The sequence below is a fragment of the Kitasatospora sp. NBC_01300 genome (genome assembly GCF_041435235.1).
Classification (GTDB): Bacteria; Actinomycetota; Actinomycetes; order Streptomycetales; family Streptomycetaceae; genus Kitasatospora.
In genome coordinates, this window is sequence record NZ_CP108408.1 from 989,144 (window position 1) to 1,012,603 (window position 23,460).

Here is a 23,460-nt window from a genome sequence, read left to right on the forward strand (position 1 = left end):
CCCGACCCCCGCCCCCGTCGAGGCCCCACACCCGCCCAGGAGGTAAGCCGACCATGACCGTCTCCCTGTCCGAGCTCACCGGGGACTACGTCCTCGACCCCGCCCACACCCGGATCGGCTTCGTGGCGCGCCACGCCATGGTGACCAAGGTCCGCGGCTCCTTCACCGCCTTCGAGGGCAGCGCCCACCTGGACGGCGCCGACCCGGGCCGTTCCACCGCCCGGGTGACGATCCGGACGGAGAGCATCGACACCGGCGTCGAGCAGCGCGACCAGCACCTGCGCACCAACGACTTCCTGGACGTGCCGAACTTCCCGACCATCGCCTTCGCCACGACGGCGGTCGAGCCGCACGGGGACGGCGAGTTCCGGGTGACGGGCGACCTCACCGTCAAGGACGTCACCCGCCCGGTCACCATCGACGTCGAGTACACGGGCAACGCCGTCGACCCCTACGGCAACCTGCGGGTGGGCCTGGAGGGTTCGGTGACGATCAGCCGCAAGGACTTCGGGGTGACCTGGAACGCGGCCCTGGAGGGCGGCGGCGTCCTGGTCGGCGACAAGGTCGTCCTGGAGTTCGACGTCTCGGCCGTCCGGCAGGCCCAGTAGCGGCCCCAGCGGCCAGGAGCGGCCCGCAGGCCCGCAGGAGCCCCGGAATCCGCCGGACCGGGCGGCGCGGGCCCGGTTAGGCTCCTGACATGGCGACAGACGGCTCCCTCGCAACCGGCCAGCGCTCCCTCGGCGACCCCGCCCTCGACTACCCGTTGTGGCCCCCGCTCACGGCGGGCTGTCCGCGCACCGGCACCGAGGACGTCTCCTACCCCGTCGAGGTCGACTACGCCTACCGCGAGGCCGACGCGGCCGCCCTGTTCGCCCCGGGCGCGGACGCCGGGGCGCCGCGCGGCGGGCTGGAGCGGTGGGCCCCCCTGCTGCCGCCGCTGCTCGCGCCGGGCCTGGGCGAGGGCGGCACACCGCTGGTCGAGCTCGAACCCGGGGTGTACGTCAAGGACGAGGCCCGCAACCCGACCTGGAGCCACAAGGACCGGCTGAACCGCTGCACCACCAGCGCCGCCGTGGGCGTCGGCGCGCCCGGGATCGCGGTGGCCTCCTCCGGCAACCACGGCGCGTCCGCCGCCGCCTACGCCGCCCGGGCCGGGCTGCGCTGCGTGGTGTTCACCGGGCCCGACCTGCCGCCGGCCGTGGACGCGTTCCTCAACGCCTACGGCGCCGTCGTGCTGCCGGTGCCGTGGGAGGCCCGCTGGCCGCTGCTGCGCCAGGTCGTGGACCGGCTGGGCCTGCACCCGGTCAGCAACCTCACCACCACCCACACCGGCCACGCGTACGGCCCCGAGGGCTACAAGACCGTGGCGTACGAGATCTTCCGGGACATCGGCGTGCCCGCCGCGGTGTTCGTGCCCACCGGCTACGGGGAGCTGCTCTTCGGCGTCTGGAAGGGCTTCAGCGAACTGCACCGGCTCGGCCTGGCCGACCGGGTGCCGCGCATCCTCGCCTGCGAGTCCGCGGCCGGCGCGCCGCTCGCCCTGGCCGTCCGCCAGGGCCTGCCGGCGGCCCGGGTGACGGTGGGGCCGAGCGAGGCGTACTCGATCGCCTCCCCGGTCGGCGGTTACCGGGGCGTGGTCGCGGTCCGCGAGAGCGGCGGCCGGGTGCTGACCCTGGACGACGGCCAACTCGCGGCCGCCCAGGCCGAACTGGCCCGCGCCGGGCTCTGGACGGAGCTGTCCGCGGCGGCCGGGCTCGCCGGGCTGCGCAGCCTCGGCGGCGTCGAGGGCCCCGGGGAGGCCGAGGGGCCGGTGGTGTGCGTGTCGACGTCCAGCGGTTTCAAGGACCGGGGTGTCGGCGCGCGGTCGACCGCGCCGGTCGCCCCGGAGTGGGAGGAGGTCCGCCGCCGCCTGCACACGGCCGGAATCCGAGGCTGACGAGCCTTTGCACCAACTCCCTTCCGGCGTTGGAGGCCTGCTGTTCGCCGTCCGGTCCGCCCGCGTAGGGTTGGCGTTCGCCGCGGCCGCCCAGGCTGGTCCGGATCCGCACCGCCCCCGCTCCTCTCCGTGCGTCGAAGGGCTGTCACCGTGTCCCGTTCCCCCCGCCGTCTGCTGCCGCTGGCCGTCGCCGTCGCGGCCGTGCCCGTGCTCGCCCTGCCGGTCGTCCCGGCCGCCGCGGCCTCGTACGGCACGCCGACGATCACCTTCTCGGCCGGCTACCTGTCCGGCGCGGTCGGCGCCACCGGCGATCCGACGGTGTCCGTGGCGGTGGCGCAGAGCGGGGCCGCGGCCTCGGCGCTGACCGTCGCCGCGTCGGCGAGCACCCGCAGCGCCGTCGCCCGGACCGGCGACGTGGCGGTGACAGGCACCGGCGGCACCCGCACCCTGGCGGTCGCCGCGCAGGGCGTCGGCTACACCGACCTCACCATCAAGGTGACCGGCCTGGGCGGCAAGACCGCGACCCGCACCCTGCACTACGCGGCCTCCCCCGCCGTCCGGTTCTCGGCCGCCAGCCGCTACCTGACCGGCTCCAGCGACGCCTCGGCCGCGGTGGACGCGGGCGGCGGCTACATCCTGGTCGGCGACGACGAGTCCAACGTGCTGCGGCTGTACGACCGCAACGCCTCCGGCGCGCCGGTCCGCACCTGGGACTTCAGCTCCGCGCTCGGCGTCTCCAAGGAGATCGACATCGAGGCCGCGGCCCGGGTCGGCGACACGATCTACTGGACGGGCTCGCTCGGCAACAACAAGGACGGCAAGGTCAAGCCGGACCGGCACACCCTGTTCACCACGAAGGTCACCGGCTCGGGCGCCGACACCCAGCTGTCGCTGGCCGGTTCGTACCACGGCCTGCGCGACGACCTGATCGCCTGGGACAGCGCCCACGGCGACCGCTACGGGTTCGCGGCGGGCGCGGCGGACGGGCAGGCGCCCAAGCAGATCGACGGGTTCAACGTCGAGGGGCTGGAGTTCGCCCCCGGCAGCACCACCACCGCGTACATCGGCTTCCGCGCGCCGCTGACCCCGGCGGTCACCGGCGGCCGCGCGCTGCTCGTCCCGGTCACCAACCTCCCGTCGCTGCTGTCCGGTTCGGCCTCGCACGCGACCTTCGGCGAGCCGGTCGAGCTGGACCTCGGCGGGCTCTCCATCCGCGACCTGCGCCGCAACGACCTCGGCCAGTACCTGATCGTGGCCGGCTCCTGGTCCGCCGAGGACAACTCCGCCCCGTACGCCCTCTACCGCTGGAACGGGCAGCCGGGCTCCCAGCCGGTCAAGCTGGTCGACCTGCCGACCAGCGACGCCGGCGCCTGGGAGGCCGTCCCGGACGTGCCGAACCTGGACGCCCCCGGCGCCCGGGCCCAGCTGATCACCGACGACGGCTCCGCCGACCTGTACGGCGACGGCACCGCCGCCAAGGACCTCGCCCAGCCGGAGTGGAAGAAGTCCCGCTCCACCTGGTTCACCCTGAACTGACCTGCGCGCGGCCGGGGCGGGCGCACGAACCGCCCGCCCCGGCCGGGCCCCGCCGACCGCCCGGCTCAGAGTTCGACGAGCACCTTGCCCCGGCTCGCGGAGCGGTCCACGTACAGGCTGCGGTAGGCGGCCGGGATGTTGTCGAAGCCCCGGTGGACGGTCTGCTGGTAGCCGAGGTCCCCGCTGCGGACCAGGGCGCCCAGTTCCTGCCGCAGCGCCGACCAGTTCTCCTCGGTGAACCACTCCAGCGAGAAGATGCCGCGGATGGTGGTGCGCGGGAACATGATCATCGGCAGCAGCCGCGGACCCGCCCAGTCCCCGCCGACCTGGCTGCCCCACTGCCAGCAGACCGCGACCCGGCTCTCCACGGCGAGCAGCGAGAAGACCGCGTCGGTGAGCGCCCCGCCGAGGCTGTCGAAGTAGCGGTCGATGCCGGCCGGGGCGAGCTCGGCGAGTTCCTCCCGCAGCCGCTCGGGGTCGTCGCCGTCGCGGTAGAGCAGGACGGCGTCGAAGCCCAGCTCACGCAGCCGGGCGGCCTTGGCCGGGGTGGCCGTGGTGCCGATGACCCGGGCCCCCCGGTGCCGGGCCAGCTGTCCGACCACCGAGCCGACCGCCCCGGACGCCCCGCTGACCAGCACGGTGTCCCCCGGCCGGACCTCCAGGAACTTCTCGACCGTGCCCCAGGCGGTCATCCCCGGGCCACCGAGGACGCCGAGGGCGGTGGAGATCGGCAGGGCGTCGTCGTAGTCGCTCCGGTCCAGCCGCCGGTAGGCGGGGAAGACCATCGGGAAGGTGCCGGTCTGCCAGAACGCCGGGGCGCCGTTGCTGATCACGTGGCTGCGCCAGCCGCCGAAGCCCTGCACCAGGTCGCCGACGGCGAAGGCGGCGTCCGGCCCTGCCTCCACCACCTCCATGATGGAGTCCGCGCCCATGTGGTCGCCGATCGGGGTGTCCAGGGCGATCCCCTGGAGGTACGGGTCGACCGAGACGTACCTGGTCCGCAGCAGCATCTCGTCCGCGGCGAGGCGGACGTCCACCTCCTCGACGACCTTCCGGTACATCCGCTCGACGTCCGGCACGCCGTCCACGTGCTCGCGGACGACCCATTTCTCGACCCTCATGAGGTGACTCCAAACCGCCGGTCGGCGGGCCCGACCGGTTCGATGACCAGGGTGGGCGGCGGCGCGCTGTCGTCCACGGCGGCGGTGAACGGCCGGCCGTCGTCGCGGCAGATGAACTGCACGACGTGCCGGCCGGCGGCGGCCGCCCGGATCAGTCCCCCGGTGGTCGCCCAGACACCGGAGAGGTAGAAGTTCGCCAGGCCCGGCAGCCCGGGCCCGTTGCGCTTGATCTCCTCCTCCAGCGTCTCGCCGCTCTCCACGAACGGCTGCCAGCCGAGCACCGTGCCGTCGTAGTTGCCGGTGTAGCGGACCTGGGTGAGCGGGGTGGACACGTCCTTGACGGCGACGGCGTCCCTCAGACCGGGGTGGTGCCCGTCCAGGAAGTCCACGATGGCGTCCCGCACCCGGCGCTTCTCGCGCTGGTACTCGCGCCCGCGCCCCACCGGCAGGGTGTGCAGCTCCTCGCCCCGCCGCAGCCGTGGCGCCTGCTCCGGGCCGGTGCTCAACTCCCGCCAGGGGGCGATGTCGCAGAAGTAGCTGGCGTAGACGACGGTCGTCGCGGCGGGCGACAGCTCGGGGTAGTGGCGGCTGCGGAACTGGACGTTGATGCTGGGGTGGCGGATGCCGGTCAGCCGGTCGGCGACCTCGTCCTCCAGCAGGTAGGTGGTGCACGGGTCCCCGGCCGGGAAGGGGCGGCGCAGGCCGAGGAAGACGGTGAGGTAGCCGGGGAAGACCATGCCGGGCTCGGTGATGGTCCGGGTGTACAGCCGGCGGTAGGTGTCGTTCAGGTAGCGGCCCTTGAGCAGGTCCAGCATGGTGGTGCGCCCGTCGCAGGCCGCGACCACGATGTCCGCCCGGATCTCCCGGCCGTCGCTCAGCCGCACCCCGACGGCCCGGTCCTGCTCGACCAGGATCTCGGCCACCTTGGTGTTGTAGCTGATCTCGCCGCCGAGCCGCCGGTAGCGCTGCTCGATCGAGCGGGCCAGCCCGAGCGAACCGCCCTCCGGCACCCCGGCCGACTGCCCGGCGTGCGAGGCGAGTTGGAAGTAGGTGGGCAGCACCGGGAAGTTGGGGTGCTTCTCGTAGAGCACGAAGTTGAACGCCTCGCGCAGCAGCGGGCTCCGGAAGCGCGCCGAGTAGTCGCTCATCAGCACCGTGATCGAGCGCCGGATGACGTTGAAGTACGGCAGGAACGAGGCGAGCATCCGCCAGCGCTCGGTCCGGCCCATCAGCCCGACCGGCTTGAGGAAGGGGTAACGGACCAGGGCGCGGCGGAACTTGCGCAGCCCTTCGCAGAACTGCCGGATCCGCCGGGCGTCCTCCGGGGCGAGGTCGAGCAGGTGCGCTTCCAGGCGGTCGGGGTCGGAGTAGAAGTAGACGGCGCGCCCGTCCCGGGTGCGCACCACGTTGAAGACGTCGAAGTTGCGCATCACCTTGCCCTGCAGCGCGCCGAGTTCGAGCCAGATCTGGTGCATCTCGTTGCCGGGGCCGCTGCCGAGCAGCCAGCTCACGCAGCAGTCGAAGGTGAACTCGCCGCGGTCCCAGGCCGTGCAGCAGCCGCCGGGGAGTTCGTGCATCTCCAGGACGGTGGTGCGGTAGCCGTTCATCTGCGCGTAGCAGCCGGTCGACAGGCCGCCCAGCCCGCCCCCGACGATCACCATGGTCTGCCTGCTGGTGCTCATTCCGGTCATTCCGGCACTCCCACGGTGGCCCGGTCGAGTTGCGGCAGTTTGCCCAACTTGCCCGCGTGCCAAGGTTCCTGGTTGTCGCTGGGCCAGGCCCGGAACGGCCGGCCGAGCTCCCGGCAGAGGTACTGCGCGGCGTACCGGCCGCTGGTGGCGGCGCGGATCAGACCGCCGAGGCCGGCCCACTGCCCGGCCATCGAGAAGCCGCGCAGACCGGGCAGCCGCATCCGGTCCCGGTTGACCAGCCGGTTGGCGGCGTCCTCGGCCTCGGAGAAGGCCTGCCAGGCGAGGATGCTGCCGTAGGTGTTGCCGGTGAACCGCTCGGTGGTCACCGGGGAGGCGACGTCGACGAGTTCGATCCGGCGGCCGAGCCCCGGGTACGTCCGCTCCAGGAACTCCCGGACGAACGCGGCGACTTCCTGCTTGCGGGCGCGGTAGGCGCGGCGGTCGCGGACCCGCAGGTCCTTCCAGGAGCGGTAGTCGCTGAAGTAGGTGCAGTGCAGCACCGACTTGCCGGGCGGCGCGAAGCCGTCCGCGTAGTCCGAGCGCAGCTGGACGACCAGGCTGTGCTGGAGCGAGCCGGGCAGCCGGGCGCCCTGTTCGGGCGACAGCAGGTAGGTGGTGCTGTGCGGTTCGCCCTCGGGCAGCGGGCCGTCCACGCCGACGAAGGCCGAGACCACGGCCGGGTACAGGTTGCCGGGCTTGTCCAGCAGCTCGCCGTACAGCCGGTCGGTGGCGGGGCTGGACCAGCGGCCTTCGAGCAGCCGGTCGAGCACCGTCGGCCCGTCGCAGGCGGCCACCACGTGGTCGGCGAAGTGCTGCGAGCCGTCCCGGAGTTGGACGCCCACGGCACGGTCCCCCTCGACCAGGATCCGCTCCACCCGGCAGCGGTAGCCGATCACCCCGCCGAGCGAGGTGTAGCGCTCCTCCACCGAACGGGCCAGCCCGAGCGAACCGCCCTGCGGGAAGCCCGCGTTGCCGTTGTGCGCGGCGGCCAGCGTGTACAGGTACGGCAGCAGCGGGAAGCCGGCCGGCTCCTGGAGGAACATGTTGGGCAGCGCCCGCCGCAGCAGAGGGTCCTGGAAGCGCTCGGCGAAGCCGCTCATCGGGGTCGTCGCGGTCCGCCAGAAGAGCCGGAACGCGGGCAGCACGGTGCGCAGGGTGCGCAGCCGCTCGGCCGGGCCGCGCAGCGGCGGCGGGGTGAGGTCCCAGGGCAGGTCGATGGCGGCGAAGCGGCGCAGGTCCCGGCAGAAGGCGCGGATCGGCTTGGCGTCGCCGGGGGCGGTGGCCAGCAGGTGCCGTTCCAGCCGGTCCGGGTCCCCGTAGAAGATGACGGCGCGGCCGTGTTCGTCGACGACGCGGTTGAAGACGTCGAAGCGGGTGACCGACTTGCCGTCGAGGGCGCCGAGTTCGCGCCACACCTGGTTCGCCCCGGTGCCCTCGGCGGTGCCGATCAGCCAGTCGATGCAGTAGTCGAACAGGTAGCCGTGCCGGGACCACGCGGTGCAGCAGCCGCCGGGCAGCACGTGCTTCTCGAAGATCCGGGTCTCCAGCCCGCTCATCTGCGCGTAGCAGCCGGTGGAGAGCCCGCCGATGCCCGCGCCGATCACGATGACCCGGGGCGGGCCGCCGGGGGCCCGCTCGCGGCTCGACCAGTCCGGTCCGCGCTCAGGCCCGGCCATCGGCGGTGCCTCCGGCCAGGATGGCGCCCGCGAGTTCGGCGTTGCGGGCGGCGAACTCGGCGTCCAGCATCTCGGCGTGGCTGCCGTGCCCGGCGTGGACGGCGGTGCCGGCGCGGGAGGCGCCGTGCCAGGAGCCGTGCTCGCCGCCCGCGTGCAGCGCCAGCCGGTCCCGCTCGCAGACCACGTTGAGCGGGGCCTTCAGGACGCCCAGGTTGGGGGTGCGACTGCAGAAGGACAGGTAGTCCCGGGCCTGTTCGAGGGTCTCCTGGGCGACGATCCGGGATCCGGTGTGCCGGTGCAGGTGCTCGTGGAGCTCGCGCTCGAAGACGGCCAGGTGCTCCTCGCCGAGCTCGAAGGGCTCGGGGATCCGGTAGGAGTCCACCACCAGGACGGAACTGACCGTACGGCCCCGGCGTTCGAGCTCCCGGGCCACCTCGAAGGCGAGGTTGCCGCCGAGCGAGTAGCCGAGCAGGACGTACGGCCCCGCCTCCTCCAGGTCCTCGACCAGGTCGGCGTAGCGGGCGGTCTTGTCGTCGCCGGTCAGGTAGTTGAAGGCGGCGAGCCGGTGGTCGGGCAGGTGGGCGGCGAGCTGGCGGTAGACCAGGCCGTGGCCGCCGGCCGGCGGGAAGCAGAACACCGTCCGCCCCGCGGGCGCCCCGGGGTTGAACCAGAGGTACGGCTGCCCGCCGGCGACTTCACCGGTGATGATCTGCTCCAGCGTGCGGGCCATCCCGTGCAGGGTGGTGACCTTGAACAGCAGGCCGACCGGGATGCTGATGTTGAACTCGGCCTGCAGGTGGTGGATCAGCTCGATCAGCCGGATGGAGCTGCCGCCGAGCTCGAAGAAGTCGTGCTGGAGGCCGACCTCCGCCACGCCGAGCAGGTTGCTCCAGTGCTCGGCGGTGCGGATCTCGTAGAGGGTGACGGGCGGTTCGTGCTGCGCGCCGCCGGTGTCGATCCGGGGCTCGGGCAGGGCGGCCAGGTCGACCTTGCCGTTGGGGGTGAGCGGCAGGGCGGGCAGCTCGGTGAGGTGGGAGGGGATCATCACGGTGGGCAGGTGCTCGGCCAGGTGGCGGCGCAGCTCCCGGCGGTCCAGGGTGGTCCCCTCGACGGGGACCAGGTAGGCGGCCAGCACGGCTTCGCCGGTGGCGTCCTCACGGACCGTCACGCAGGCCTGGGCGAGCTCGGGGCGGGCGGTGAGGTGGGCCTCGATCTCGCCGATCTCGATCCGGTGGCCGCGCACCTTGACCTGGTTGTCGATCCGCCCGAGCAGGTGGGCGGTGCCGTGGGCGTCCCAGTGGCCGAGGTCGCCGGTGCGGTAGAGCCGGACGGGCGGGCCGTCGAGCTCCAGGGTGGTGAAGCGCCGGGTGGTCTGCTCCGGGTCGTTCGGGTAGCCGGCGGCGACACCGGCGCCGCCGATCCACAGCTCGCCGGGCACCCCGGGCGGTACCGGCTCTCCGTAGTGGTCGAGGATGTACAGCGCGCTGTTGGGGAAGGGCCGGCCGATCGGCACCATCCGGCCGGGTTCCAGGGCGTCCGCGCCGCCCTCGTAGTAGCTGGTGTCGATGGTGGCCTCGGTCAGGCCGTAGGAGTTGACCAGCCGGGTGTCCGGGCCGCACAGGGCGCGCAGCCGCCGGTGCTCGGCGGCCTTCCAGGAGTCGGATCCGACGACCAGCAGCCGCAGGAAGTCCAGCCGCAGGCCCTCGCGTTCGCAGTGGGCCAGCAGGCCGCGGGCGACGGCGGGCACGAACTCGCCGCAGTCGACGGCTTCCTCGCGCATGGTGCGGTACAGCCGGGCGGTGTCGAACAGCAGGTCGCGGTCGACCAGGACGAGGGTGCCGCCGGTGCTCAGCGCCCGGGCGAGGTCGCCGGAGAAGACGTCGAAGGCCGTCCCGGCCATCTGGAGGTGCACCCGGGCCTCGGTGTCGAGGCGGTACTCGGCGCGCCAGCCCGCGGTGACGGCGGCGAGGTTGCGGTGGTCGACCCGCACGGCCTTCGGGCGGCCGGTGGAGCCGGAGGTGTGGATGACGTAGGCGGGGCGGTCCGGGTCGGCGGCGGGCAGCGGGCCGCTCTCGGCGGCCGGCCGGTCGAGCTCGTCCAGGGTGACGGGGCGGACGGGCGGCTCGGTGCCGAACGGGTTCCGCTCGGCGACCACGACGAGGGCGGCTCCGGCGTCGGTCACCTGGTAGGCGAGCCGGTCGGCCGGGTGTCCGGGGTCGAGCGGCAGGTAGGCGGCGCCGGCCCGCCAGATCGCCAGCAGGACGACGATCAGCTCGGGTGACTTGTCCAGGCAGACCGCGACCACCGAGCCTTCGCCGACGCCCAGTTCGCGCAGCCGCAGGGCCGTCCGCTGGGCCCGCCGGTCGAGTTCGCCGTAGGTGAGGCGGCGGGCGCCGTCCGGGCGGGGGGCGGTGACGGCGACGGCCTCGGGGTGTTCGGCGGCGGCCTTGGCGACGAGTTCGGGCACCGGGGTGTCGTGGTCCGCCCGCCGGTCGGCGCCGCTGAAGCCGGTGAGGATGCGGCGGCGTTCGGCCTCGTCGAGCATCCACAGCCGGCCGACCGGGCGGTCGGTGCCGGCGCTGGTCATGGCGTCCAGCAGGTTGCGGTAGTGCGCGGCCAGCCGCTCGACGGTGGCGGCGTCGAAGAGGTCGGAGTTGTACTTGAACACGCAGTGGAAGCAGCCGTCCGCGCGGTCCTCGTAGGCGGACAGCGTCAGGTCGAACTGACCTTCCTCCTCGGGTAGTTCGATGTACTCCAGGCGGTAGCCGAAGCGTTCCACGGCGACCTTGTGGGTGAGCAGGATGAACATCGCCTGGAACACCGCCGAGCGGCTGGGGTCGTGCTGGAGCCCCAACTGCTCGACCAGCAGCGGGAACGGGTACTCCTGGTTGTCCAGGCCGCCGAGCACGCTCTCCCGCACCCGGGCCAGCAGCTCGGCCACGGTCGGCTCCCCGGCCAGGCTGACGTGCAGCGGCAGCGGGTTGACGAAGTAGCCGTAGACGGAGGAGAACTCCTCCTGGGTGCGGCCGGTGACGGGGCTGCCGACCACGATGTCCTGCTGGCCCGACCAGCGGTGCAGCAGCAGGTAGTAGGCGCTCAGCAGCACCATGAACGGGGTGGCGTGGTGCGCCCGGGCCAGCTCGTGGACGCGGGCGGTCAGGTCGGCGTCGAGCCGGAAGAACGCCGAGGCGCCGTTGTGGGTCTGCACGGCCGGCCGGGGCCGGTCGGTGGGCAGGGCGAGGACGGGCATCTCGGCCGGCAGGTGGCCGCGCCAGTAGTCGAGCATCCGCCGGGCGTCGGGGCCGGCCAGGAAGCGGTTCTGGTGGTTGAGGAAGTCGAGGTAGCGGGCGGCCACGGCGGGGAGTTCGGGGGTGCGGCCGTGCCGCAGCGCCTCGTAGACCTCGAACAGCTCCTCGATGAAGGTGAAGGTGGAGATCGCGTCCGAGACGATGTGGTGGACGGCCTTCATCAGGACCCAGCGGTCCGGTCCGCGCCGGAACAGCCGCAGCCTGACCAGCGGGTCGTCCGCGAGGTCGTACGGCCGCCGGTACTCGGCGACGATCAGCGCGTGGATCTCCTCCCAGGGGAGGCCCTCGACGTCGAACAGTCCGGTGTCGGCCACCACCTCCGGTCGGATCCGCTGGACCGGCCGGCCCTCCTCGGCGGTGAAGGCGGCCCGCAGCCCGGGGTGCCGGGCGACCAGCGCGCGGAAGGCGGCGAAGACCAGCTCGGGGTCGAGCTCGGCGCGCACCTCCACCGCGCCGCCGATGTTGTAGGCGAAGCCGTCCGGGTGCAGCTGGCGCAGGAACCACAGCGCCTGCTGGTTGTGGGTGAGCGGGTAGCGGGCCTCGTCGGTGTACAGCTCGACCTCGGCCTGCTCGGGGCCGCCCTCGGCGTCGAGCCGCTCGGCCAGGCCGGCGACGAGCAGGTCGACCAGGTCGCCGACGGTGCCGTTGCTGAGCAGCGCCACCACCGGCAGGGCGACGCCCAGTTCGCCGTGCACCCGGGCGCGCAGCTCCATCGCGAGCAGCGAGTCCAGGCCGTGCGCGCCGAGTCTGGTGTCCGGGGCGATCCGCTCGGCGCCGATCCGCAGCACGGCCGCGGCGGCGGCGGTGAGCCGCTCGGTGACGAGCCGGTGCCGGGTCGGCGGATCCGCCGTGCGGTAGGCGTCCAGGAAGCCGCCGGTCTCGGCCGGGGCCTGCTCGGCGGCGCTGGCGGCCAGGTCGGCGACCAGCGGCGGCGGCGCGGGGTACCAGGCGAGGAAGGTCGGCCAGTCGACCACGGTGGCGACCAGCAGCTGGGCGCGGTCCTGGCCGAGGACGCGTTCCAGCACGGCCGTGCCGGCGTCCGGCGGGAGCGAGCTCATGCCGCGGGCGTCGCGGTAGTGGGCGACCAGGCCCAGTTCCTCGATCATGCCGGTGGCCCAGGGGCCCCAGTCGAGGCTGAGCGCGGGCAGGCCGGCGGCCCGGCGGTGGTGGGCGAGGGCGTCCAGGAAGGCGTTGCCGGCCGCGTAGTTGGTCTGCCCGGCGGTGGTGAGCAGCGAGGCGACGGAGGCGAACAGCACGAAGTGGTCGAGCGGTTCGTCGCGCAGCAGCCGGTGCAGCAGGTGGCCGCCGACCACCTTGGGGGCGTATCCGGCGTCGAAGGCGGCCCGGTCCATCTGCGGCACCAGCACGTCCTTGACCTGCCCGGCGAGGTGGAACACCCCGCGGATGGGCGGGCGTTGGCGCTGCCGGTAGTCGGCGAGCCAGGCGGCGAGGGCGGTCTCGTCGGTGACGTCGACGGGGGCGAGCAGCGGTTCGGCGCCGAGCGCCTGGAGTTCGCGCAGGAAGGCGATCCGTTCCCCGGCCGGGCCGGCGGGGTCGGTCCGGTGCCACTGGTCGCGCTCGGGCAGCGCGGTGCGGCCGACCAGGATCAGCCGCCGGGCGCCGCGCCGGACCAGGGTGCGGCAGAGCAGCCGGCCGAGCGCGCCGAACGCGCCGGTGACCAGGTAGCTGCCGTCGGGGCGCAGGACGGGCGGCAGCGGGCGGGTGAGGCCCTCGGCCCGGCGGAGCCGGCTGGTGCGGCGGTGGCCGGCCCGCAGGGCGATCTCCTGCTCGTCCCGGGAGGCGAGTTCGGCGAGCAGCACCTCGGCCTGGTCGAGCGGGTCGGCGGCGGGGTCGAGGTCGATCAGGGTGCCGCGCTGGGCGACGAGTTCCTGCTGCCAGAGCACCCGTCCGATGCCCCAGGCGGGTGCGCCGAGCGGTTCGACCCGGTCGTCGGGGTCGGCGGCCTGGGTGCCCCGGGTGACGATGTGCAGCCGGGCGTCCGGGAGGGCGGCGGGCAGGGCCTGGGCGAGGGTGATCAGCGCGTAGCCGCCGAGGGTGGCGAGCCGGTCGAGCCGGTCGGCCGTGGTGGTGTCGAGGGCGGGCTGGTCGAGGTTCCACAGCTGGACGACGGTGCGGTAGCCGGGGCCGAGGTCGGTGAGGAGCCGGGTGAGGTCCTCGGCGGAGTCCGGGCGGACGGTCGAGCGCCCGTCGCCGGGCCGGTAGTCGGTGCCGGGGCGGACCAGGTGGCAGCGGGCGCCGCGTTCGGCGGCCAGCGCGGCGAGGCGTTCGGCGAGGCCGCCGGCGTCGGCGAACAGCAGCAGGTCGCCGAGGTCCTGGTCGGCGGGCGCGGCCGGGGCATCCGTCCAGGCGAGTTCGGTGAGCCAGCCGTCGATGGTGGCGAGGCCGACCGAGGCGGGGGCCTGCGCGACGTCGGCGACCCGGAAGCCGGTGATCCGGCCGACCGGGGTGCCGTCCTCGGCGTACAGGGCGAGGTCGCCGACGAGTTCGCCGCCGCCCTCGCGGGTGACGGTGGCGTGCGCCCACAGCGGCCGGTCGCCGGCCTGGTCGAGCCGGACCTCCTCGATGGACACCGGCAGCCGGACGCCGCCGTCCTCGGGGGTGAGCAGCCGGGTGGCCAGCAGGGTCTGGAAGCAGGCGTCGAGCAGCACCGGGTGGAGCTGGTGGTCGGCCGCCTCGGGGCCGAGCCGGTCGGTCGGGCTGATCCTGGCCAGTGCCTCGCCGGGGCTCGCCCACACCTCCTGGACGGCCTGGAAGGCGGGCCCGTAGTCGTAGCCGCGGGCGGCGAGGAGCCGGTAGCAGTCGGGGCCGTCGAAGCGCTGTCCGCGGGCGCGGATCGCCTCGGCGTCCAGCGCCGGGCCGTGGGCGCGGCGCTGGCCGGTGCGGACCCGGCCGCCGGCGTGCACCACGGGTTCGCCGCCGGCCGGGGTGGAGGCGATGGTGAAGCGGGCGTCCTCCGGCGCGTAGCCGAGCTGGACGGGGGTGGGCTCGGTGTCGGAGAGGAACAGGGCCCGGTTCAGCTCGATCTCGGCGAGCACCACCTCGGTGCCGCCGGTGAGGGCGCGGACGGCCTGGGCGGCCATCTCCAGGTACCCGGCCGCCGGGAAGACCATCTGGCCCTCGATCCGGTGGTCGGCCAGGTAGGGCAGCCGCTCGGGGTCGAGTGCGGTGGTCCAGGTGGGTTGGGCGCTCGCGGTGCGGCGGCCGAGCAGCGGGTGGTCGACCTCGCCGAGCCGGACCTGCCGGACGGCGCTCGGCTCGACCCAGTACCGGTCGCGCCGCCACGGGTAGCCGGGCAGCGGCACCGGGCGGCCGGCCGGGTGCAGGGCACGCCAGTCCAGTTCGACGCCCAGGGTGTGCAGTTCGGCGAGCGAGCGGGTGAGGCAGGCGGGCTCGTCGGCGTGCCGGCGGATGGACGGCAGGGCGTGCGCGCCGTCGACGCACTCGCGGATCGCGTGGCCGAGCACCGGGTGCGGGCCGATCTCCAGGAACAGTCCGTGCCCGTCCTGGGCCATCCGTTCGACGGCGGCGCGGAAGCGCACCGGGTTGCGGACGTTGTCCCACCAGTACCCGGCGTCGAGTTCGGGGCCGCGGGCGAGGCCCTCGCGGGCGGTGAGGTAGAGCGGCAGCCGGGCCTCGTTGGGCTTGAGCGCGGCGAGCGCGGCGGTCAGCTCGTCCCGGATCGGGTCCATCCGCACGCTGTGGTAGGGGACTTCGACGTCCAGGAAGCGGGTGAACACCTCCTGGCCGCGCAGTTCCTCGGCGAGTTCGCGCAGCGCGTCGGTGTCGCCGGCCAGGGTCACGGTGGAGGGGCTGTTGACGGCCGCCAGCGAGACCCGGGCCCGGTACGGGCGGATCCGGCGCTCCGCCTCGGCCTCCGGGAGGCCGACGGCGAGCATGGTGCCGGTGCCGGCCAGCCGCTGCTGGAGGCGGCTGCGGGCCAGCACCACCCGGACGGCGTCGGCCAGGTCGTACACCCCGGCCTCGTGGAACGCGGCGACCTCGCCGGTGCTGTGCCCGACCACCGCGTCGGGGCGCAGGCCGTGGCTGCGCCAGAGCGCGGACAGGCCCAGCTGGACGGCGAAGTTGGCGGGCTGGGCGAGCCAGGTCTCGGCCATCCGGGAGTCGGCTTCGTCGCGGTGCAGTTCGTCGAGCAGGGACCAGCCGGCCTGCTCGCGGATCTCCCGGTCGCAGGCCTGGACGGCCGCCCGGTAGACCGGTTCGTTCTCGTACAGGCCCCGGCCCATGCCCCACCACTGCGGGCCCATGCCGGTGAACACCCAGGCGAGGCGGCGCTGTTGGCGCTCCCGGGCGCGGCCCTGGAGCACCCGGGGGTGTGCCTCGCCGCGCTCGTGGGCGGCCAGCGCCTCGTCCAGGTCGTCCCGGGTGGAGTAGGCCACCGCGAGCCGCTCGGGCAGGTGCTGGCGCCGGTGCGCCAGGGTGTGGCCGAGGTCGTCGAGCGGCACCCCGGCGGCGAGCTCCCGGCGGATTCCGGCGGCGAGTTCGGGCAGCCCGGCGGCGTCCTTGGCGCTCAGCGGCAGCACGGTGCAGGCCGGCTGCGGGGCCGGGGCGGCGGGCCCGGCGCTCGGCGGCTCCTCCAGCAGGACGTGCGCGTTGGTGCCGCCGAAGCCGAAGGAGTTGACGCCGGCCCGGGCCGGTCCTTCGTGCTCGGGCCAGTCGACCGGGGCGGTCGGGATGTCGAAGGGCAGCGCGGCCAGGTCGATGCCGGGGTTGGGCCGTTCCAGGTTGAGGTGCGGCGGGATCCGCCGGTGCTTGAGGGCGAGGGCGGTCTTGATCAGCCCGGCGACGCCGGCGGCGGCCTCGGTGTGCCCGATGTTGGTCTTGACCGAGCCGACGTAGCAGCGGTCGCCCGGGCGGCGGCCGATGCCCAGCACCCGGCCGAGCGCGGCCGCCTCGATCGGGTCGCCGACCGGGGTGGAGGTGCCGTGCGCCTCGACGTACTGGAGGCTGCCGGGCAGCACCCCGGCCTCGGCGCAGACCCGTTCGATCAGGGTGACCTGGGCGTCCGCGCTGGGGACGGTGATGCCGTTGGTGCGCCCGTCCTGGTTGACGCCGCTGCCGAGGATGACGGCGTGCACCGGGTCGCCGTCGCGCAGCGCGTCCGACAGCCGCTTGAGGACGACCACGCCGACCCCCTCGGCCCGGACGTAGCCGTCGGCGGAGGCGTCGAAGGCGCGTGAGCGGCCGTCGGCGGACAGGAAGCCGCCCTTGGTCTCGGCGATCGTGTACTGCGGCGCCATGTGCAGCAACGCGCCGCCCGCCAGGGCGAGTTCGGTCTCGCCGCGGAGCAGGCTCTGGCAGGCGAGGTGCACCGCGACCAGGGAGGAGCTGCAGGCGGTGTCGATCGAGACGCTGGGGCCGCGGAAGTCGAAGCAGTGCGAGATCCGGTTGGACACCATCGTCATCATGGTGCCGGTGGCGGTGTGCGCGGCGAGCGTGCGGAAGTCGAGGTCGGCGAACTGGAGGATCTTGTAGTCGAGGGTGAAGGCCCCCATGTAGACGCCGACGTCGCGGCCGGCCAGCTCGCCGGGGAGCAGGCCGCCGTCCTCCAGGGCCTCCCAGCTCACCTCCAGGAGCTTGCGCTGCTGCGGGTCCATGTGCTCGGCCTCGCGCGGGCTGATGCCGAAGAAGTCCGGGTCGAAGGTGTCGAAGCCGTCGATGTATCCGCCCCGGCCGCCGATCAGGCGGCCCGGTTTGGACCGGTCCCGACTGCCCAGCGTGCCGGTGTCGTAGCGGTCGGCGGGTGTCGCGGTGAGACAGTCCCGGCCCTCGACGAGGTTGCGCCAGTAGGTCCGGTGGTCGTTGGCGTGTCCCGGCAGGCGGCAGCCGATGCCGGTGATCGCGATCCGGTCGCAGGGCACGGCGAAGGGCGAGGTGGTCATGATCCAATCCGAGGGTGATGGCGTGGCGGCGCGGACACGGGCGGAGGAAGAGCGGCCTCGCGGGCAGGGTCAGACGGACGGCTCGGTGGTCTTCACCTGGCGCCAGGGGTGCAGCAGGGTGGCGCCCACTTCGCCGGTGGCCGGGAAGGCGGCCGGATCGGCGAGGCCGACGGCGGTGGGCACCCGGCCGGGGTGCCAGGTGAAGCTGCCGAACACGTGGTCCCACAGCGAGAGGTCGGAGGCGTAGTGCCCGGCCTCAGCGAGGTCGGTGCTGTGGTGCAGTCGGTGGAGCTCGGGGCCGGCCAGCAGGTGGCCGAGGAGCCCGAGGCGGACGTCGATGTTCGCGTGAACGAAATACCCCTGCGCAAGAATGAATATTCCGACCACGAACACGGATTCCGCCGAGAAGCCGATCAGCGACAGCAGGAGTTGCACCACGGACTGCGCGACGAACACGTCGAGAATATGGTTCACGCCGTTGTTCGCGACATTCACCTTGTCCGGCACGTGGTGGACGCCGTGCAGGCGCCAGAGCCACCGGTTCTGGTGGGACCAGCGGTGGACGAGGTAGTCGCCGAGCGATCCGACCAGCAGCGCGAGCGGGATCTCCACGGCGAACGGGAGCACCGGATGGGCCGTCCCGAGCACCTGCACCAGCGCCGTCACCAGCCCCTGGGCGATCGCACCGCCGGCCATGCTCAGCACGAAGTACACGGTGTACCAGCGCAGTTCACGCCCGCTCGGGTGCCAGTCGGTCCGGTACGGGATCACCCGCTCCAGTACGGCCAGGTACCCGAGGACGCCGACCAGCACGAGCGGGGAGACCCGGTCGGGCTCCCAGTGGAAGTGCAGTGTGGCGACGGCCGTGCACAGCACCCCCAGGAGCAGAAGCGGATGAGCGAGCCGGCGTGCAATGGCGGACAGCACGCGCCCCCTTGGTTATTCGCGAACTAATGACTGGAAACGTCAGAGACTCTAGCGGGACCGGTCAGCTACGGCAGTCATTCGACGTGTTAACGCCATAAATAACCCGATCGGAGGAAGATCCGCGCACGAAGTTGACACAAGACCGGCGCGAAAGGGGCGCGTTTGTTCGCAGACGTTGGAGAAACCGGAGCGCAGCGCGGTCGGACCCGCGCCGGGCGAGGTCGCACGCCCCCCCCCTGGAACAGGGAGCGGTCCGGACCCGGATCCGGCCCCCGGTCCGGCGAGGACGGCGCGGGTGGCACCGGGCGAGCGCGAGCCGGGCGCGAGGGCGCGGGCCGTGCGGGTGGCGCCGCCCGTCAGGATCCCGCCAGCTCCGCCAGCCGCCACGCCGCGTCCGGGCGGTGTGCCGCGAGGCGGTCGCGCAGGCCGCGCAGCTCGTACCCGACCAGGGCCGGCAGGGCCGCCGCCGGGGCGGTCTCCAGGGCGGGCCCGAGCAACTGGACGGCCGTCTGCGGGTCGTGCGCGCAGGCGTGGCAGTCCGCCACCCGGACGGTGAAGAGGAGACGACTGGAGGGGAGCTGGGCCGGGCCGAGCAGGCCGAGCGCGGTCTCGGCCGCGGTCAGCGCCCGGCGGGCCAGCCGGGGGTCGTCGACGACCGCGGCGAGGTCGCGCAGCGCGGCGGCCGCGCCGGACTCCACCCGCAGCCGCATCGAGGCGATGGAGAGCCAGGGTGCGTCGTCCTCGTCCCGGGCGCCGATGTGGTCCAGGTGCAGCCGGGCGCGGCCGAGGTGCCGGATGGTGGCCCGGACGTCGCCGGTGAGGGCGTGCGCGCGGGCCTGGCCGATCTGGCCCATCGCGCCGGCCCAGTGCCGGCCGGGGGCGGCGCGGCCGGTCTCCCGGGCGTAGCCGAGGGCGGCGGCCGGGTCGCCGTCCATCCGGGCGAGGGTGCTCATGTCGCTCAGCGCGGCGACCTGGGTGGCCTGGTCCCCGGCGAGCTCCGCCCAGGCGAGCGCGCGGTCGAAGCAGGCCATCGCGGTGGCGTTGCGGCCGTCCTGCATCCGCAGCGCGCCCGCGGCGTGCGCGTGCTCGGCGGCCAGCCGGGCGAGCGGACGGCGCTGCGCGGCGGGGGCGGCGGCGAGCCGGGCGAGCACGGCCTGCAGGGTGCGTTCGACGGCGGCGGCCAGTCCCGGCAGGCCGCCGGCCTCGCCGGAGCGCAGGTGGGCGGCGAGCAGCCCGGTGAGGGCGTGTGCGGTGGCGGCGTCCAGAGGTGGCGCGGCGGCCGGGTTCGCGGCGCAGAACTCGGCGTGCAGAGCGGCGAGTTCGACCGGGCCGGGGACGTCGCAGCCGTCGGCGCCGTGCAGCGGGCAGAGCAGGCCGTAGTCGGGCAGCCGGGGCGGCGGCTGGGCGGGGGCGCTCCAGCGGGCCGGGCCGCCGGGCCCGTTCACGGCCGCGGTGGGCAGCGGGGGCCGCAGCAGGGCGGGCGCGAGGGGCGCCAGGGAGGGCAGTTCGGCGGTCTCGGCCCGCTGACAGGCGGCCCGCAACTCACCGCCCGCGCCGAGGAGTTCATCGATCCGGTCGGCGATCCGGGGGGTGACCCGGCGGGCGCCGTGCTCGATCTTGCTCACCGCGGTGTGGTCGTAGCCGATGCCGGCGCCGAGTTGGGCCTGGGTGAGTCCGGCCCGGCGCCGCCAGTGGCGCAGCCGGGCGCCGAAGTCCCGCCAGGCGCCCAGCTCCTGGGCCGACGGGGCGGTAGGCGGGGCGACGGGTGGGGACGGAGGTGCGGACGCCGGTGCCACGGCCACGCGGTTCCGGTGCACGGCTGCCTCCTCCGGTCGCTTCCCCCGGGCCCCTCGCCAACCTCCCGACCATCAGGACGGTACTCGATGACACCCCGTCCGTACATGAGGTGGTCTCAACCACTCGGGCAAAAGCCCAGCTTGACGGAATTTGCCAACCCTATGCATCGCGTGCACCAGCCATTGACCAGAGCATGACGCCGTGTGAGGGTTCCGGCACCCGAACGCGGACGGCCCGCACGGCCGTCCCCCAGACACGGCCCTGCGGTGCGCCACCAGCCATGCCGTCCGCGGTCGAGGACCCCCACATGCTAGGAGCCTCGATGCAACGCAGAGTTTCCACAGGACGGTTGCTGACCACGGCGACCACCCTGACCGTGCTGGCCGGCATGATCGCCGCCACGGCCGGGCCGGCCACCGCCGCGCCCACCCCCTCTCCCGCACCACCCAGCGCCCTCGCGGCAGCCGTCAACGCCGCCGACGCGGCCGCGGCCGCCGGTCTGGACGCACTGGCCAAGGGCCCCGGCGAGACCTACGAGCGCCGGGCCGTCACCCCCTGGCTCGGCGGCCTCTACTCCGTCGCCTACGACCGCAGCTACCGCGGCCTGCCGGTGGTCGGCGGCGACGCCGTGGTGCTCGCCGACAGCCAGGGCAAGGTCCGCGGCCTCCAGTCGGCCGCCACCGGGCCGGTCGGCGGCTCGATAACCCCGCAGGTCAGCGCGGCGAACGCGGAGAAGACCGCGCGCACCAAGCTGGCCGCGGTGGACTCGGTGGCCGAACGCCGCCTGGTCGTCCGGGTCAAGGACGGCGCGAGCCGGCTCGCCTGGGAGACCGTCCTCAAGGGCCGCACCGAGAGCGCGCCGAGCACGTTGCACGTCTTCGTGGACGCCGCCAGCGGCGAGGTGATCGACAGCTACGACGATGTCCGCGCCGGCACCATCAACAGCAAGTGGAACGGCCCCGGCCCGCTGACCATCAGCACCACCAACTCCGGCGGCTCGTACTCGCTGCGCGACCCGAACCGGCCCGGCCTGACCTGTTCCGACTACAGCAGCGGCCAGGTGTTCAGCAAGTCCTCCGACTCCTGGGGCACCGGCAACCCCTCCAGCAAGGAGACCGGTTGCGCCGACGCCATGTGGGCGGCCCAGAAGGAATGGGACATGCTCCGCGACTGGCTCGGTCGCAACGGCCACAACGGCAACGGCGGCAGCTGGCCGGTCAAGGTCGGCCTCAACGACGTCAACGCCTACTGGGACGGCAGCTCCGTCTCCATCGGCCACAACCAGAACAACGAGTGGATCGCCGCCCAGGACGTCGTCGGCCACGAGTTCGGCCACGGCATCGACCAGTACACCCCCGGCGGCGCCAACAACGAGAACGGCCTGGGCGAGGGCACCGGCGACATCTTCGGCGCGCTCACCAAGGAGTACGTCAACCAGCCTGCGCCCTACGACTACCCCGACTACCAGGTCGGCCGGCAGGTCAACCTGGTCGGCCAGGGGCCGATCCGCAGCCTCTACCAGCCCTCGCTGGTCAACAACGACCCGAACTGCTACTCCTCCTCCATCCCCAGCACCGAGGTGCACGCGGCCGCCGGCCCGCTGAACCACTGGTTCTACCTCCTGGCGATGGGCTCCAACCCGGGCGGCGGCAAGCCCACCAGCCCGACCTGCAACAACTCCTCGGTCACCGGCATCGGCGTCAAGCAGGCCGGCCAGATCTTCTACGGCGGCATGCTGCTCAAGACCAGCGGCATGACCTACAAGCGGTACCGCACCACCACCCTGACCGCCGCCAAGAACCTCGACCCGACCTGCAACTACTTCAACCGGACCAAGGCCGCCTGGGACGCGATCAGCCTGCCCGCGCAGAGCGGCGACCCGACCTGCACGCCGTCCGGCAACAACGACTTCTCGCTCGCGCTCGGCCCGGCCTCCGGCTCGGTCCAGCCCGGCGCCTCGACCACGGCGACGGTCTCCACCGCCGTCACCTCGGGCACCGCGCAGACCGTCAACCTGACCGCCTCGGGCGCCCCGACCGGGGTCACCGCGACGCTCAACCCCTCCTCCGTGCAGACGGGTTCGTCCGCGACGCTGACCCTGTCGGCCTCCTCGGGCGCCCCGGCCGGGACGTACGTGATCACCGTCACCGGCACCGCCGGCGCGGCCACCCACACCGCCCAGTACACCCTGACCGTCGGCGGCGGGGGCACCCCCGGCGGGCCCGCGCCCGACATCGACGTCGCCAAGGTCCAGGCCCACCTGACCCAGCTGAACACCATCGCCAACCAGAACGGCGGCAACCGCCGGGCCGGCAGCGCCGGGCACAGCCAGTCCGTGGCGTACATCAAGGGCAAGCTGCAGGCCGCCGGCTACACCGTGACCGAGCAGACCTGCACCTCCTGCACCTACCAGTCCAACAACCTGATCGCCGACTGGCCCGGCGGCCCCGCCGACCAGGTCACCATGTTCGGCGCCCACCTGGACAGCGTCTCGGCCGGCCCCGGCATCAACGACAACGGCTCCGGCTCGGCCACCCTGCTGGAGAACGCCCTCGTCCTCGCCCAGCAGAACCCCACCCTGACCCGGCACGTCCGGTTCGCCTGGTGGACCGGTGAGGAGCAGGGCCTCCAGGGCTCGCAGTCCTACGTCGGCCAGCTCAGCTCCACCCAGCGCTCCGCGATCAAGTCCTACTACAACTTCGACATGGTCGGCTCGCCCAACGCCGGCTACTTCATCAACAACATCACCTCCGCCGCCGCCGCGCCGATGAAGGCCTACTGGGACTCCCTCAACCTCCAGCCGGAGGAGAACGTCGAGGGCCAGGGCCGCTCGGACGACTACTCCTTCCAGCAGGCCGGCATCCCCACCTCCGGCTACGCGGCCGGCGCCGACGCCGTCAAGACCTCCGGCCAGGCGACCAAGTGGGGCGGCAGCGCGGGCCGTTCGTACGACTCCTGCTACCACCAGTCCTGCGACACCACCAGCAACATCGACCCGACCGCGCTGAACCGCAGCGCCGACGGCGTGGCCTACACCATCTGGAAGACCTCCGTCGGCGGCACCACCCCCGCCAACGACTTCTCCCTCGCGGTGAACCCGGCCACCGCCACCGTCAACCCCGGCGACTCGGCCACCGCGACGGTCTCCACCGCCACCACCTCCGGCTCCGCCCAGACGGTCAACCTGACCGCCTCCGGCGCCCCGGCGGGCGTGACGGTCTCCTTCAGCCCGTCCTCGGTGCAGTCCGGCGCCTCGGCCTCGCTGACCATCGCGACCGCCGCGAACACGGCGGCCGGCACCTACAGCATCACGCTCACCGGCACCGGCTCCGCCACCCACAGCACCAGCTTCTCGCTGGTCGTGGGCAACGGCCCGACCAACCCCGGCGGCACCTGGACGCCCGGCACCACCTACCAGGCGGGCGACGTCGTGACCTACAACGGGGTCAGCTACCGCTGCATCCAGGGTCACACCGCCCAGGTCGGCTGGGAGCCGCCGATCGTCCCCGCCCTGTGGCAGGCCGTGTGACCCGTAGGGCACCCGCCT

General features: G+C 73.8%; 10 protein-coding genes. 4 read left to right on the top strand and 6 right to left on the bottom strand.

All coding sequences use genetic code 11. From position 1 onward, the window contains the following. Positions 1–53: 53 nt before the first annotated feature. From OG556_RS04235 to OG556_RS04245, 3 genes are all read left to right on the top strand, one after another. A complete protein-coding gene (locus tag OG556_RS04235; RefSeq protein WP_371515921.1) occupies positions 54–608 on the top strand; it encodes a YceI family protein in 555 nt (184 codons plus the stop codon). Between the two features lie 89 nt (positions 609–697). Next, positions 698–1,936: a pyridoxal-phosphate dependent enzyme gene (locus OG556_RS04240; protein ID WP_371515922.1), complete on the top strand. Its 1,239-nt coding sequence runs from the start codon at positions 698–700 to the stop codon at positions 1,934–1,936. 150 nt (positions 1,937–2,086) lie between these two features. After that, positions 2,087–3,472: a hypothetical protein gene (locus tag OG556_RS04245; protein ID WP_371515923.1), complete on the top strand. Its 1,386-nt coding sequence runs from the start codon at positions 2,087–2,089 to the stop codon at positions 3,470–3,472. Positions 3,473–3,537: 65 nt separating this feature from the next. Here the strand turns inward: OG556_RS04245 and OG556_RS04250 are convergent, their stop codons facing one another. From OG556_RS04250 to OG556_RS04275, 6 genes are all read right to left on the bottom strand, one after another. After that, complete coding sequence (locus OG556_RS04250; protein WP_371515924.1) at positions 3,538–4,593, bottom strand: zinc-binding dehydrogenase; 1,056 nt, start codon at positions 4,591–4,593, stop codon at positions 3,538–3,540. Further along, positions 4,590–6,275, bottom strand: coding sequence for a phytoene desaturase family protein (locus tag OG556_RS04255; RefSeq protein WP_371515925.1), 1,686 nt, complete (start codon positions 6,273–6,275; stop codon positions 4,590–4,592). The genes OG556_RS04250 and OG556_RS04255 overlap by 4 nt, the downstream gene beginning before the upstream one ends. A gap of 5 nt (positions 6,276–6,280) precedes the next feature. After that, a complete protein-coding gene (locus OG556_RS04260) occupies positions 6,281–7,960 on the bottom strand; it encodes a phytoene desaturase family protein (RefSeq protein WP_371515926.1) in 1,680 nt (559 codons plus the stop codon). Then, on the bottom strand, positions 7,947–17,189 hold the full coding sequence (locus tag OG556_RS04265) for an amino acid adenylation domain-containing protein (RefSeq protein ID WP_371515927.1): 9,243 nt from the start codon (positions 17,187–17,189) through the stop codon (positions 7,947–7,949). Before OG556_RS04265 ends, OG556_RS04260 begins: the two co-directional genes overlap by 14 nt. A 69-nt stretch (positions 17,190–17,258) precedes the next feature. Beyond that, positions 17,259–18,116, bottom strand: a complete 858-nt coding sequence (locus tag OG556_RS04270) for a sterol desaturase family protein (protein ID WP_371515928.1) — start codon at positions 18,114–18,116, stop codon at positions 17,259–17,261. 356 nt (positions 18,117–18,472) lie between these two features. Then, the gene (locus OG556_RS04275) at positions 18,473–19,933 is read right to left on the bottom strand and encodes a helix-turn-helix domain-containing protein (protein WP_371515929.1); all 1,461 of its coding nucleotides are present in this window, start codon (positions 19,931–19,933) and stop codon (positions 18,473–18,475) included. Positions 19,934–20,235: 302 nt separating this feature from the next. Between OG556_RS04275 and OG556_RS04280 the strand changes: the two genes are divergently transcribed. Further along, positions 20,236–23,442, top strand: coding sequence for a M28 family peptidase (locus OG556_RS04280; protein ID WP_371515930.1), 3,207 nt, complete (start codon positions 20,236–20,238; stop codon positions 23,440–23,442). Positions 23,443–23,460: the final 18 nt, after the last annotated feature.